Annotated in this window: 18 protein-coding genes and 1 pseudogene; 11 read left to right on the top strand and 8 right to left on the bottom strand. The window is 42.6% G+C overall.

From position 1 onward, the window contains the following. Positions 1 to 177: 177 nt before the first annotated feature. Positions 178 to 1,454, top strand: a pseudogene (locus I6G42_RS05170) (ISL3 family transposase). Positions 1,455 to 1,489: 35 nt separating this feature from the next. Here the strand turns inward: I6G42_RS05170 and der are convergent. The 5 genes from der to nrdR are packed head-to-tail and all read right to left on the bottom strand — an operon-like array spanning position 1,490 to position 6,058. After that, a complete protein-coding gene (gene der / locus I6G42_RS05165; RefSeq protein WP_038804973.1) occupies positions 1,490 to 2,800 on the bottom strand; it encodes a ribosome biogenesis GTPase Der in 1,311 nt (436 codons plus the stop codon). A gap of 13 nt (positions 2,801 to 2,813) precedes the next feature. Further along, the gene (locus I6G42_RS05160; RefSeq protein ID WP_038804972.1) at positions 2,814 to 3,527 is read right to left on the bottom strand and encodes an NADPH-dependent oxidoreductase; all 714 of its coding nucleotides are present in this window, start codon (positions 3,525 to 3,527) and stop codon (positions 2,814 to 2,816) included. Then, entirely contained in the window at positions 3,524 to 4,420 is an 897-nt protein-coding gene (dnaI, locus tag I6G42_RS05155) for a primosomal protein DnaI (protein ID WP_038804971.1), read from the bottom strand. The genes I6G42_RS05160 and dnaI overlap by 4 nt, the downstream gene beginning before the upstream one ends. Then, positions 4,421 to 5,584 (bottom strand): DnaD domain protein, encoded by a 1,164-nt coding sequence (locus I6G42_RS05150; RefSeq protein ID WP_038804970.1) that lies wholly within the window; start codon positions 5,582 to 5,584, stop codon positions 4,421 to 4,423. After that, positions 5,585 to 6,058, bottom strand: a complete 474-nt coding sequence (nrdR, locus tag I6G42_RS05145) for a transcriptional regulator NrdR (RefSeq protein WP_001203678.1) — start codon at positions 6,056 to 6,058, stop codon at positions 5,585 to 5,587. Positions 6,059 to 6,198: 140 nt separating this feature from the next. Here nrdR and I6G42_RS05140 point away from each other — a divergent pair, with 140 nt between their 5' ends. The 3 genes from I6G42_RS05140 to I6G42_RS05130 are packed head-to-tail and all read left to right on the top strand — an operon-like array spanning position 6,199 to position 8,014. Further along, positions 6,199 to 6,564 (top strand): GntR family transcriptional regulator, encoded by a 366-nt coding sequence (locus I6G42_RS05140; protein WP_000119121.1) that lies wholly within the window; start codon positions 6,199 to 6,201, stop codon positions 6,562 to 6,564. Between the two features lie 4 nt (positions 6,565 to 6,568). After that, positions 6,569 to 7,264: an ABC transporter ATP-binding protein gene (locus I6G42_RS05135; protein ID WP_038804969.1), complete on the top strand. Its 696-nt coding sequence runs from the start codon at positions 6,569 to 6,571 to the stop codon at positions 7,262 to 7,264. Between the two features lie 15 nt (positions 7,265 to 7,279). Beyond that, positions 7,280 to 8,014: a hypothetical protein gene (locus I6G42_RS05130; RefSeq protein ID WP_038804968.1), complete on the top strand. Its 735-nt coding sequence runs from the start codon at positions 7,280 to 7,282 to the stop codon at positions 8,012 to 8,014. 31 nt (positions 8,015 to 8,045) lie between these two features. On the opposite strand, the gene I6G42_RS05125 is transcribed toward I6G42_RS05130, so the two are convergent. After that, the gene (locus I6G42_RS05125; protein WP_001288937.1) at positions 8,046 to 8,741 is read right to left on the bottom strand and encodes an LrgB family protein; all 696 of its coding nucleotides are present in this window, start codon (positions 8,739 to 8,741) and stop codon (positions 8,046 to 8,048) included. After that, positions 8,738 to 9,112 carry a CidA/LrgA family protein gene (locus I6G42_RS05120; RefSeq protein ID WP_038805625.1) on the bottom strand — a complete coding sequence of 125 codons (375 nt, stop codon included), beginning with the start codon at positions 9,110 to 9,112 and terminating at the stop codon, positions 8,738 to 8,740. The genes I6G42_RS05125 and I6G42_RS05120 overlap by 4 nt, the downstream gene beginning before the upstream one ends. 196 nt (positions 9,113 to 9,308) lie before the next feature. Here I6G42_RS05120 and I6G42_RS05115 point away from each other — a divergent pair, with 196 nt between their 5' ends. From I6G42_RS05115 to queF, 7 genes are all read left to right on the top strand, one after another. After that, positions 9,309 to 9,689, top strand: a complete 381-nt coding sequence (locus tag I6G42_RS05115; RefSeq protein ID WP_038804967.1) for a MarR family winged helix-turn-helix transcriptional regulator — start codon at positions 9,309 to 9,311, stop codon at positions 9,687 to 9,689. 98 nt (positions 9,690 to 9,787) lie between these two features. Then, positions 9,788 to 10,009: a DUF4649 family protein gene (locus tag I6G42_RS05110; RefSeq protein WP_038804966.1), complete on the top strand. Its 222-nt coding sequence runs from the start codon at positions 9,788 to 9,790 to the stop codon at positions 10,007 to 10,009. Between the two features lie 15 nt (positions 10,010 to 10,024). Continuing rightward, complete coding sequence (gene trxA, locus I6G42_RS05105; RefSeq protein ID WP_001029581.1) at positions 10,025 to 10,339, top strand: thioredoxin; 315 nt, start codon at positions 10,025 to 10,027, stop codon at positions 10,337 to 10,339. Positions 10,340 to 10,541: 202 nt separating this feature from the next. Next, positions 10,542 to 11,195, top strand: a complete 654-nt coding sequence (gene queC / locus I6G42_RS05100; RefSeq protein ID WP_038804965.1) for a 7-cyano-7-deazaguanine synthase QueC — start codon at positions 10,542 to 10,544, stop codon at positions 11,193 to 11,195. Beyond that, on the top strand, positions 11,195 to 11,638 hold the full coding sequence (queD, locus tag I6G42_RS05095; RefSeq protein WP_038804963.1) for a 6-carboxytetrahydropterin synthase QueD: 444 nt from the start codon (positions 11,195 to 11,197) through the stop codon (positions 11,636 to 11,638). Before queC ends, queD begins: the two co-directional genes overlap by 1 nt. Next, a complete protein-coding gene (gene queE / locus I6G42_RS05090) occupies positions 11,631 to 12,347 on the top strand; it encodes a 7-carboxy-7-deazaguanine synthase QueE (RefSeq protein ID WP_038804962.1) in 717 nt (238 codons plus the stop codon). Before queD ends, queE begins: the two co-directional genes overlap by 8 nt. A gap of 18 nt (positions 12,348 to 12,365) precedes the next feature. Next, entirely contained in the window at positions 12,366 to 12,857 is a 492-nt protein-coding gene (gene queF / locus I6G42_RS05085) for a preQ(1) synthase (RefSeq protein WP_000082589.1), read from the top strand. A 217-nt stretch (positions 12,858 to 13,074) separates the two neighbouring features. Here queF and I6G42_RS05080 read toward each other — a convergent pair whose 3' ends face one another. Continuing rightward, positions 13,075 to 13,743, bottom strand: a complete 669-nt coding sequence (locus tag I6G42_RS05080) for an MIP/aquaporin family protein (RefSeq protein WP_038804960.1) — start codon at positions 13,741 to 13,743, stop codon at positions 13,075 to 13,077. Positions 13,744 to 13,779: the final 36 nt, after the last annotated feature.

Here is a 13,779-nt window from a genome sequence, read left to right as displayed (position 1 = left end):
GCTGGCTAACTTCATTATAGAACTTTCAATTTTTATACAAGCGCTAAAAGAAGAAGCTCTATAATATTTGTAGTGGGTAAATCCCCTATAGATCTTATGGAGTCTATTTTGTTGTAGAAAAAAAGTCCCATAAGATTTATAATGAAAAGCGACCAAACCATCATTAGAAAGAATCATATGGAACCATTACATTTTATCATAAAACTACTCGATATTAAAGACCCTAATATCCAAATTATGGATGTTGTTAATAGAGATACCTTCAAGGAAATCATCGCTAAACTGGACTACGACGCCCCATCTTGTCCTGATTGCGGAAGTCAAATGAAGAAATATGATTTTCAAAAACCTTCTAAGATTCCTTACCTTGAAACGACTGGTATGCCTACTAGAATTATCCTTAAAAAGCGTCGTTTCAAGTGCTATCAGTGCTCGAAAATGATGGTCGCTGAGACTTCTATTGTCAAGAAGAATCACCAAATCCCTCGTATTATCAACCAAAAGATTGCTCAAAAGTTGATTGAAAAGACGTCTATGACTGATATTGCTCATCAGCTGGCCATTTCAACTTCAACTGTCATTCGCAAGCTTAATGACTTTCACTTTAAGCCTGACTTTAGCCGTCTTCCTGAGATTATGTCTTGGGACGTTGAAACAGTCAGAGGAGTGACTATTTCAATCGGGAGATGAAGATGAGTTTCATTGCGCAAGATTTTGAAAAGCTCAATATCATCACTGTTCTTGAAGGTAGAACACAAGCTATCATCCGAAATCACTTTCTTCGCTACGATAGAACCGTTCGCTGTCAGGTGAAAATCATTACGATGGATATGTTTAGCCCTTACTATGGCTTAGCTAAACAGCTTTTTCCCAGTGCTAAAATCGTTCTAGATCGTTTTCACATTGTACAACATCTCAGCCGTGCTATGAGTCGTTTGCGGGTCCAAATTATGAATCAGTTTGAGCGAAAATCTCATGAATATAAGGCTATCAAACGTTACTAGAAGCTCATTCAACAAGATAGTCGTAAACTCAGCGATAAGCGATTTTATCGCCCTACTTTTCGTATACACTTGACGAATAAAGAAATTCTAGACAAGCTTTTGAGCTATTCAGAAGACTTGAAACACCACTATAAGCTCTATCAGCTCTTGCTTTTTCACTTTCAGAATAAGGAACCTGACAAATTCTTCGGACTTATTGAGAACAATCTAAAGCTGGTTCATCCTCTTTTTCAGACTGTCTTTAAAACCTCTCTCAAGGACAAAGAGAAAATCGTCAACGTCCTTCAGTTACCTTATTCCAACGCAAAATTGGAAGCGACTAATAATCTCATTAAACTTATCAAACGAAATGCCTTTGGTTTTCGGAATTTTGAAAACTTCAATAAAAGAATTTTCATCGCTCTCAACATCAAAAAAGAAAGGACGAAATTCGTCCTTTCTCGATCTTAGCTGACTTCAACCCACTACAGTTGACAAAGAGCCGTTTATTTCCGTTTTCTCGCAATCAAGTGAATCGGTGTTCCCTCAAAGACAAAGGCCTTGCGGATTTGATTTTCCAAGAAACGCAGGTAAGAGAAGTGCATGAGTTCTTCTTCGTTGACAAAGATGACAAAGGTTGGTGGTTTGGTTGCCACTTGGGTTGCGTAGAAGATTTTGAGTCGTTTCCCTTTGTCTGTCGGTGTTGGATTGATAGCAATGGCATCCATGATGACATCGTTGAGCACCGCAGACGGAATACGTGTATTTTGACTTTCACTGATTTGCTTGATCATCTCAGGCAGTTTGTGGAGTCGTTGCTTGGTAAGAGCGGATACAAAGACAATCGGTGCGTAAGGCAGATATTGGAACTGCTCACGGATATCCTCTTCCCATTTCTTCATGGTGTGGTTGTCTTTTTCAAGAGTATCCCACTTGTTGACCACGATAATCATCCCTTTACCGGCTTCGTGGGCAAAACCTGCGATACGCTTGTCGTACTCACGAATACCTTCTTCGGCATTGAGGACCATCAAGACCACGTCAGAACGGTCAATGGCACGCATGGCACGCATGACAGAGTATTTCTCAGTATTTTCATAGACTTTACCAGATTTACGCATACCAGCTGTATCAATCATGGTAAACTCTTGACCATCCGCATCTGTAAAATGGGTATCAACGGCATCACGAGTTGTACCAGCAACGGGACTAGCAATCACGCGGTCTTCTCCCAAAATGGCGTTGATCAAACTTGATTTTCCAACGTTAGGACGACCAATCAAGCTAAATTTAATCACGTCTGGATTTTCTTCTTCGACTTCGTGTGGTAGATTTTCCACGATGGCATCAAGCACATCCCCTGTTCCGATACCGTGGACAGACGAAATTGGCAGCGGTTCACCCAAGCCTAGTGCATAGAAATCATAGATGTCATTTCGCATCTCAGGATTGTCAACCTTGTTAACGGCAAGGATAACAGGTTTATGGGTTTTATAGAGTTTGCGAGCTACATACTCATCTGCATCTGTGATTCCTTCTTTTCCAGACACCACAAAGACGATGACATCGGCTTCTTCCATGGCAATTTCTGCTTGGTGCTTGATTTGCTCCATGAAGGGAGCATCGACATCGTCAATCCCTCCAGTATCAATCATACTAAAGGAACGATTGAGCCACTCACCCGTTGCATAGATACGGTCACGTGTCACACCCTCGACATCTTCTACGATTGAAATTCGCTCACCAGCGATCCGATTAAATAGGGTTGATTTCCCAACATTGGGACGTCCCACAATGGCAATAGTTGGTAAGGCCATGTTTTCTCACTTTCTACAATAACTTTTTCTGTTCTAGATTCTTCCGAGTTGAACTAGGTTCGGCTTGACCAAACTGCTCTGCCAAACGTTGACTCCAAGAGGTCTTCGCACGCGCACCAGCATAGTCTGCCTGTACTTTGTCATAGTCCAAAATCGCCGCTACTGGCTGTTCTTGGTATTCCTCTTCAAATACCACTTGGTTCAAAGGCAGTCTTGGTTTGACATCGTGTTGTTGATCTGGCACGCCAAGGGCAATCCCAAAAACAGGGTAGGTATAGTCAGGCAGGTTAAAAAGCTCTGCCACTTCTTCTGACTTGTAGCGGACCAAGCCGATAATAACACCACCATATCCCAGACTCTCAGCAGCAAGCAAGGTATTTTGCCCCGCAAGCGCAGCATCCACAGACGTGATAAGGAGAGCTTCTACTCCTTGGGGTTGGAAAGTGTCCGTATGAAGGTTTGCTCCCTTTTCAGCTCGGTTTAAGTCACCAACAAAGAGCAAAAAGGCTGCTGACTGGCGAATGGCTTCCTGAGGAACCAATTCATATAAGGCATCTTTCTTCTCTTGACTACGTACAAGAATCACAGAATAAGATTGAAAATTTTTCCAAGATGATGCCATTTGCCCAGCAGTCAGAATCTCGTCCAAGTCTGTTTGAGGAATATCTTGCTCCTTAAAACGACGAACTGAAGTATGAGCTTTCATCAGTTTAATGGTTTCTGTCATCGGCGATTTTCTCCTTCTAGTCTTGTCTCCTCAGCCAAATAACGGATTCGTTCCATAACCCGTCTAGCTTCCCAAGTCTCATCATTCCCATTCTTTCCTTTGGCAAAATGTTTTTCCAAATCTTGGAAATTAAAGTTGGAAGTAAAGAAGGTCGGCAAATCTTCCTGCATGCGGTACTGAAGAATGACTTGGAGAATCTCATCACGCACCCAAGGGGTAGACTGTTCTGCACCAATATCATCCAAGACCAAGACTTCTGCTAACTTGATCTCATCCACCAAAGTCTTCACAGATCCTTCACCGATAGCATTTTTTACATCAATGACAAAACTTGGATAGTGGAGAATGGTTGTTGAAGCACCACGTTTTTCAGATAGGTCGTGAGCTAAGGCCGCCATCATGAAACTCTTACCGACACCAAAATCTCCATAAAGATAGAGACCTTTTCGGATACTTGGGTAAAGGTCAACAAAAGAATAGAGTCTCTCAAAAATCGGCAAACGTCCTAAGTCATCTAGGTCAATCTGAGCCAATTTCGCTTTCTTTAGACTTGCTGGTAGATTGATCAACTTGAGACGATTCTTGATAGCTGCCTCTTTTTCAGCCGCGATTAGTTCTGGTGTTTCTTCATAAGACACATCCGCATAACCGTGATTCATGACCAAGATAGGCTTATAGCCACGCGCTATATAGTCGGCATCCCCACGAAGAAACTTATCCCGTTCTGTGATGTATTGATTGAACTTGGAGATGCTACGATTTAACTCCTCTGGACTGAGGGATTCTTTCTGGATAAAAGCCGCTACATCTGGGTCTTTCATAATCTGCTGGACTAGGTCCTGATACTGAAAACGACTTGTCTGACGTTTGATAACGTCACCCACACTTTCCATCTAGTCTCCTCCTTCTTCTAATCGGGCTAACATTTCTTGTTTTTTGCGTTCTAGTTCCAGACGAGTTTCCTCGCTGGTTTGATTTTTATATTCTGGATTACTCCACTTGGGAACATTGGTCTTAGTCGAGCTAGTTTTCGATTTTTGGTCTTCTTGCCCTTTTTGCTGACGCTCTCGAATCCGAAGCACAGCTTCTTCTGCTGTCCGAATTTTTTGATAAGCATAGTCATTTGCGACCTTCATGGCATATTTTTCATTGACATTTGCCGAATCAACCTTGTTAAAAGTTAGAAGTAAGACGATATTGATGACTTCGTCCAACAAGCCTAAAGACGCCATCTGGTGAAGAAGTTCCCGTTCGCTCTGGGTGATGTTCCCCTTACGCGTTTGTTTGATTTCCGCTAAAAATTGTAGGGGAGTTTTGTTTTTGGCTTCCCTGATAATGGTCATTTCTTTGGGGCTAAAGTCCGAAGATACCTGCTTTTGTGCTATCTTTTCACGCATGCGTTTGACTGAAATAACCTGAGCCACCGCTGTCGCCTGGGCTAGTTGATAGGTTTCAAACCAGGTCCATTTTTTTTCATCCGCAATGGCAAACAATTCCAAAACATCTGCCTGCTCGTTTTCAAAACGCAAACCATCCCGAGCCATCAGCCGCTGAAAATGCTCTAAATCAAAATCATTTTTCATCTTGATTTTTGACTCGATTGGTGTCACTTCTTCAGTCAGGGTTGGAAAGACTTGACTCAAAGAAACCGAGAGTACTTCTCCCTCACTTGGAGCCTGCCTCATGGCAGAAACAGCTGTATCACCTATCTTTTTCTCCAAAAGTCTACTATAGACAGAATGATTTAGGAATTCCTGACTGGAAAGGGGAGAATGAAGCTGCAATTCATAGACATCCTCCTTCTGATAAAGGGTCAACAAATCCAAAGCAGATAAGACTTTGAGGGATTGGAGCAAGGTCGGCATGCCAAAGTTTAAGTGGTTGAGGATGTGGGAAAAGAGGTGTTCCTTTTGCCCACCATCCCAAAAGGTAATGGCGTATAGATAGAGGCTCAGTGCCTCCTGACCGATAATCGGGAGGTAGCACTGCACCAGAGAAGAGGTATCTTGCGACACCCGATTATTCTTTAGAAAAGAAAAACGGTCATTTGGCTTCATTTACTTTTCCTTTTTCTTCTTAGAGGACTGGGTGATCTGCTGGAGCAGACTCTCCAACTCACTCACATCCTTAAAGCTACGGTAAACACTGGCAAAACGAACATAGGTAATCTCATCCAGCTCCGCCAATTCTTCCATGACTAAAGAACCAATATATTCACTTTGGATCTCATTCTCACTGCGACTGCGGAGTTTTTGCTCGATACGATTGACCACCATGTTGATTTCATCACTTGACACAGGGCGCTTCTGGGCTGAGCGGATAATCCCATTAAAGATTTTATCTCTCGAAAATTGTTCTCGCGTACCGTCTTTTTTGACGACAACCAGCGTTCTTTCTTCTACTCGTTCATAGGTTGTAAAACGATGCTGACACTCGTCGCACTCACGTCTTCGGCGGATGGTATTTCCTTCTTCGGCTTGTCGACTATCAACAACACTAGACTTGGTAGCCCCACATTTTGGACAACGCATGCATTTCCCTCCTTGTCGTTTCCTTTTCATTATACCATTTTTTGAGCAATTCCCAAAACAATTCTTATTTTTACTTGACAAGTTTTTTGTTTTATTGTATTATTTAATTAGAACAATAAAGAAAAAGAAAGGAGACTATGATGTCCTGGTCATTTGATAATACAAAACCCATTTATTTGCAGATTATGGAAAAAATCAAATTACAGATTGTTTCCCATGAACTGGAACCCAACCAACAGCTCCCAACCGTAAGGGAACTAGCGAGCGAGGCTGGGGTCAATCCCAACACAATTCAGCGTGCCTTGTCTGATCTTGAGCGCGAGGGCTTCGTTTATAGCAAGAGGACTACTGGTCGTTTTGTCACCGAGGACTTAGATCTCATCGTTCAGTCCCGCAAACAGCTTTCTGAGGAGCAACTGAAAAACTTTGTAACGGGTATGCTTCAATTCGGCTATCAAAAAGAAGAACTGCCAAGTGTGCTCAGCGAATACATTAAAGGAGTGTAAAATTATGACATTACTAGCATTTGAAAATGTATCCAAATCCTATGGGGCTACAGCAGCCCTTAACAATATTTCCCTTGAGATTCCCGCTGGAAAAATCGTCGGGCTTCTCGGTCCGAACGGATCTGGGAAAACAACCCTAATCAAACTAATCAATGGCCTCCTTCAACCAGATCAAGGACGTGTCCTTATTAACAACATGGATCCAAGTCCTGCTACCAAGGCCATTGTCTCTTATCTACCAGACACGACTTATCTGAATGAACAGATGAAAATCAAAGAAGCACTGACCTACTTTAAAACTTTCTACCAAGATTTCAATCTTGAGCGGGCTCAGCATCTTTTAGCAGATCTTGGCATTGATGAAAACAGTCGTCTCAAGAAATTGTCAAAAGGAAACAAGGAAAAGGTTCAGCTCATCCTGGTTATGAGCCGTGAAGCTCGTCTCTACGTGCTCGACGAACCGATTGGTGGTGTGGATCCAGCTGCCCGTGACTATATCTTGAACACCATCATCAACAACTACTCACCAACTTCAACTGTTTTGATTTCTACCCACTTGATTTCAGATATTGAGCCGATCTTGGATGAAATCATCTTCCTAAATAATGGAAAAGTTGTCCGTCAAGGAAATGTTGATGATATTCGTTATGAGTCAGGTGAGTCGATTGACCAGCTCTTCCGCCAGGAGTTCAAAGCTTAGTTAAAGGAGATTATTATGTTTTGGAATTTAGTTCGTTATGAATTTAAAAATGTTAACAAATGGTATCTAGCTCTCTACGGTGCTGTGCTTGCAATTTCGGTTTTGATTGGTGCATCCATTTCTGGTATTAGTCAGACCTACACTAGCTATGGTAATGATCCCTACTATCTGTTAGGCTTTCTGATCTTAGTTTTTGGTGGGCTCAGCGTTACTCTCTGGATCGCGACGATCTTTCTAATCGTTCGACGCTTCAAGGGAAGTGTCTACGATCGTCAGGGCTATCTGACATTGACTCTGCCCGTCTCTGAACACCAAATCATCAACGCCAAATTACTGGGTGCTCTCATTTGGTCAATCATAAGCTATATTGTATTTATCTTGAGTATCATTATTATCTTCTCACTCACCCCTGTAGTGAAAGATTTGCCACTCCTCTATCGATTTATCTCTCCTTATCTCGGTTACGGTTGGCTCTACGCCCTCTCTCTTCTGGTCGGTTCAATTACTTGGATTTTATCTATTTACCTTTGTATCTCAATTGGTCAACTATTTAACGAGTATCGTACCGCTATGGGAATTTTAGCCTATATCGTGATTAACATCGTGATTGGCTATATTTCTATCTTCTTCCGAATGGATTATGATTTTAACCTCCTAATTAGCGTTGATATCCTCAAAGATTTCATTCTAGCAATTATCTACTACCTCGGAACCTACTACATCTTGAAAAACAAGGTTAACTTGCAATAAAAAATGCCCAGCTAGAAAGCTGGGTTTTTCTTTAACTCAATATCAAACTGGCTACAATGGGACTGACAAAGACGTAGAGAATACCGGTGACACCGATAGCCAAGCCACCCATGGCGCCTGCTACAGAGCCGTATCGAAAGGCGGTTCCCGTTCCGACTGCGTGGCCTGTTCCTCCAAGGGAAAGCCCGACTGCTACCGGATCATCAATTTTCAACCACTTTAAAAGTGTTGGTCCGATAACACTGGTTAAAATCCCAGTTGCCACTACGACGACCAAGGTCACAGTCGTTAAACCTTGCAATTTTTCTGTGATTCCCACTGCCATGGCGGTTGTCACTGACTTGGGAAAGAGAGAAATGGCTAGGAAAAAGTCCATGCCAAAGATTTTCGCCACTATGGCAGTGAAGCTAGTATTGACAACTACTGCTAGCAGACTACCAAAGAGAATACTCCGAGCATGGTGCTTCATCAAGTGAAAGCTCTTATAAAGCGGAATCCCTAGAGCCACTGTCGATGGGACAATCAAATTATTCAGATAAACCCCACCTTGGTAGTAATCTTGGTAAGAAATACCCGTCACCTTTAGAAAGATGATAATGAAAATAGCTGACAAAAGCAAAGGCGTCGTCAATGGATGGGGAAAACGTCTGTAAATCAACATCCCCACTAGATAAGCTAGTATAGACAATGCAATCCCAAACAGAGGATTGGATACAAATTCGCTCATTTGGCATCTCCTTTCTCATAATCTCCCTCAAACCGTCTCTTGATGAACTGAACCACTAGGGCGATGAGGACAATGTTGATAACAGCCGCAAAAAAGACAATCAAGACGATAGGCAAGAGATAGGGGGCAATCACATCAAACTTTTCCATGATTCCCACTGCTGGTGGCAAAAAGAGAATGGTCATATTAGCCAGCAGAAAATTCCCCACCATATTGACATGCCTGGTCCTTAGCCACTTGAATTGCAGGGCTAGAAAAAGAATAATCAAACCGATAATACTGCCTGGGATAGGCAGATGAAAGAAACTGGAGATTCCCTCTCCGATAAGAGAAATCACAAAGAGAATCATTAATTGAACATATAACTTCATCTCAAACTCCTTGAAATAGAATTCTTGCATACCAGTTTACTCTTTTTTCAGAAAATTTCAAGGAAATATCAAAATTTTTCTTTCTTGCAAGGATTAGCTAAAAGTAGTATAATCATTGCATGCGCAATCATCTTATGTTGCAAAGACAGTCAGTAATGACTCTGCTATTTTTACTTTGAAAAGAAAGGAGAAAGCAATGACCTATTTGGAAAAGTGGTTTGACTACAATCGCCGTCAAAAAGAAATGGAAGCCTTGTTGGAAGAAACTATTGCCCAGCAGAGTGAACAAAGGCTGACCTTAAAAGAGTTTTACCTGCTCTACTATCTGGACCTAGCTGATGAAAAATCTCTACGGCAGATTGACCTGCCAGACAAACTCCATCTCAGCCCGAGCGCTGTTTCTCGAATGGTAGCTCGACTAGAAGAAAAAAACTGCGGTTTACTTAGTCGCAGATGTTGCGATCAGGATAGACGAGCTAGTTTTATCTGCCTGACTGATGAGGGACAAACAGCTCTATCTTACTTGCAAAAAGCCGTCGAAGAAAGACTGGAAACGAGTCTTGACTTCATTTCTTAATCAGATTTTTTAAAAAAAGTTGCGTGCGCAATCATTTTTCTTGACATTCCTCTGTTCAAGGAGTACAATAAAGTCAAGATCGAATAAAGGAGTTTTATATGATCGAAATTACCTACCTAGACGCCAGCAAACAAGAGAGAAGCATGACTTTCGAGTCTTACCAAGACTTTGAACGTTCTCAACATGCCTGCCTCATCGGCGTTGCTGATTACTATACTGTCCAAAAATTAACCTACAATGGTCATGACTTGGACTACCATGGGACTTATGGAGATGTCTTCTTCTATCTCATGAAACAAGATTTAAGCCAATATAACTAAAAAAGGAGAAATACAATGGCAAAAGCAATTACAGATGCAACATTTGAACAAGAAACAAAAGACGGTTTGGTCTTGGTAGACTTCTGGGCAACTTGGTGTGGTCCATGTCGTATGCAAGGACCGATTTTGGATAAATTGTCTGAAGAACTTTCAGAAGATGTCTTGAAAATCGTTAAAATGGACGTAGATGAAAATCCAAACACAGCTCGTGCCTTTGGAATCATGTCTATCCCAACTCTTCTCTTCAAAAAAGACGGCCAAGTGGTAAAACAAGTTGCGGGTGTTCATACTGCGGAACAAATCAAGGCCATCGTTGCTGAATTGAGTTAATCACACTAGAGACCAAGTGCTTTATTTGGTCTCTTTTTTCTTGCCCTTTGCCATTTTTCAAAAAATATGCTAGACTGTAGGTAGAATATTACGATGTTTGGGACATGCCATCGCTAAAAAAAACCTCTACTTGGTATTTTTTAGCTCCCCTCAAGGGAGCTTTTTGCGTGCTCTGAACATGTCCCATTTTAGAAGGAGTACTATGAAACGTCAATCAGCCTTGGTCGTCTTTAGTGGGGGTCAAGATTCCACAACCTGCCTCTTTTGGGCTAAAAAACACTATGAAACAGTCGAAGCTGTCACCTTTGCCTACGGCCAACGCCATCATCTCGAAATTCAAGTTGCCGAAGAAATCGCTAAGGAACAAGGCATTCGTCATCACATCTTGGATATGTCTCTACTGGGACAAATCACTGAAAATGCCTTGACTTCTGATCTGGAAATCGAGCAAAAAGAGGGAGAGATTCCCAATACCTTTGTTGACGGTCGCAACCACCTCTTTCTGTCCTTTGCGGCAGTTCTTGCTAAGCAACGGGACATTAAAGACATCGTGACAGGTGTCTGCGAGACAGATTTCTCAGGCTACCCTGATTGTCGGGATGTCTTTGTCAAATCCCTTAATGTTACGCTCAACCTTGCCATGGATTACGACTTTGTTATCCAAACACCTCTCATGTGGCTGGACAAGACTGAAACTTGGGAATTAGCCGACCAACTCGGTGCCTTTAACTATGTTCGTGAAAAGACCTTGACCTGCTACAATGGGATTATCGGAAGTGGCTGTGGAGATTGCCCAGCCTGCCACCTACGTCAACATGGACTAGATGTTTATCTCTCACAGAAAGGAGAGGGCTAATGTTTTTTGCTCCCAAAGAAATCAAACAGGAAACTGGGGAATCTCTTGTCTACAATCCTCACAGAACCTTGGTATCAAAAGAGTTTACTTTCGACGCTGCCCACCACCTCTTTCACTATGAGGGAAAATGCAAGTCTTTGCACGGCCACACCTATCATCTGCAAGTTGCTATCAGTGGATTTTTAGATGAACGTGGCATGACCTACGATTTCGGAGATATCAAAGCGATCTACAAGAACTACTTAGAACCCCACTTGGATCATCGCTATCTCAATGAAACCCTGCCTTATATGAATACAACCGCTGAAAATATGGTTTACTGGATTTTTCAAACCATGAGTCAAGAGTTGCCAGATGAGCGTGATCTCCGTATGGAGTACGTTCGCCTCTATGAGACTCCGACTGCCTTTGCGGAGTTTAGACGGGAGTGGTTAGATGACTAAGGAACGTGTCCTCAAACTACCAGTTCTGGAAATCTTTGGCCCAACATTTCAAGGTGAAGGCCGTGCTATTGGGCAGAAAACCATGTTTGTCCGTACTGCTGGTTGCGACTACCATTGCGACTGGTGCGACTCTGCCTTTACTTGGGATGGTTCTGAAAAGCCAACTCGCATGACCGCTGATGAAGTCATTGCTGCGTTAGATAAATTGGGAAGCTACGACTACGTTACCCTGTCTGGGGGAAATCCTGCTATCCTAGCAGCCAACATGGCTCAACTGGTCACCAAGCTCAAGGAACGCGGTGTAACTCTAGCTGTTGAGACCCAGGGCTCCCGCTGGCAAAATTGGTTAAAAGACATCGACCAGGTCACCCTGAGCCCCAAACCTCCTTCATCCAAGATGGAAGTCAACTTTGAGACCTTGGACTTTATCGTTTCCCAACTGGACCCAGACAAGGTCACCTTTAAAATCCCTGTCTTTGATGATGCCGATTTGGCCTTTGCTAAAGGGATTCAAGAACGCTACCAACCAGATGTTCTCTTCTTATCAGCAGGAAATCCCGAGCCCAAGGCTACAGGCAATATTGTCCAAGACCAACTAGACCGCCTCAAAGAACTCTGGGAACGCATCGCTGCTGACGATAGCTGGGGAAATGTCCGCGTCCTTCCCCAACTCCATACCCTCCTCTACGATAACCAACGCGGTGTTTAAAATTAGAAAGAAAAAATCATGTCACAACAAGAAGAAATGAAAAATCTAAGCCTCCTCGGCAACAAAGAAACCAACTACATTTTCGAGTATCAACCCGAAGTCCTCGAATCCTTTGACAATCGTCATGTGGAAAATGACTACTTCATCAAGTTCAACTGCCCCGAATTTACTTCCCTTTGCCCAATCACTGCTCAGCCAGACTTTGCGACGATTTATATTTCCTACATTCCTGACAAGCTCTGCGTCGAGTCAAAATCCCTCAAACTCTACCTCTTTAGCTATCGAAATCATGGGGATTTTCACGAAAACTGTATCAACACCATCGGGAAAGACTTGGTCAATCTACTAGACCCTCGCTATTTGGAGGTATGGGGAAAATTCACTCCACGTGGGGGCATTTCAATCGACCCTTACTACAACTACGGTAGACCTGGAACCAAGTATGAAGGCTTGGCAGAACAGCGTCTCTTCCAACACGACCTTTATCCAGAGAAAATTGACAACCGTTAAACTCATACTCAATGAAAATCAAAGAGCAAACTAGGAAGCTAGCCGCAGGTTGCTCAAAGCACTGCTTTGAGGTTATAGATAAGACTGACGAAGTCAGCTCAAAACACTGTTTTGAGGTTGCAGATGGACGCTGATGTGGTTTGAATAGATTTTCGAAAAGTATAATACGAAAAAGCCCTGTTCCTCAAACTGAGGAGCAAGGCTTTTTGAGTTTCAATTATTCTTCTGTTCCAAGGAAGCTTTTCGCAACAAGGGCTGCAAGAACGCCACCAACGATTGGGGCAAGGATAAAAATCCATACTTGTTGAAGGGCTGCGCCACCTACCAAGACAGCAGGTGCCAAGCTGCGAGCTGGGTTAACTGAAAGTCCAGTAATGTTCAAGCCCACAAGGATCATGGCCATCAATGACAAACCAATCACCAAACCAGCGATTGCGCCATTGCCCTTGCTTGCTGATGTTACAGTCATGATAACTAGGACAAACAAGAAAGTTGCGATGACTTCAAACAAGAAACCGCCAAAGACAGTGACACCGTTTGCCAAGGCATTTTCACCAAGGCTAGCAGTTGACATGCCTGAGTTAGACAAGAGGAAGAATACCGCAGCTGACGCAAGGAAAGCTCCAACTACTTGTCCAAGGATGTAGTTTACAAGTTCTGAAGATGACAAACGTTTGTTTACAAACATAGCGATCGAAACAGCTGGGTTCAAGTGAGCACCTGAAACAGTTCCGATTGAGAAAGCTGCAACCACAATTGCTAAACCAAAGGCAAAAGCAATTCCAAGGTGTCCAAGACCTTCAACACCATTTCCAAAAACAACAGCTCCTGTTCCGATGAACACAAGCATAAATGTACCGATTAATTCAGCAACAAATTTTTTCATGATAAGTCTCCTTTTTTTCAAACTATGTATTAGTCT

The sequence above is a fragment of the Streptococcus oralis genome, assembly GCF_016028255.1.
In the GTDB taxonomy this organism is placed as follows: Bacteria; Bacillota; Bacilli; order Lactobacillales; family Streptococcaceae; genus Streptococcus; species Streptococcus oralis_AC.
Note: the sequence above shows the minus strand (reverse complement) of the source record. Positions and strands in the feature narration are given on the sequence as shown.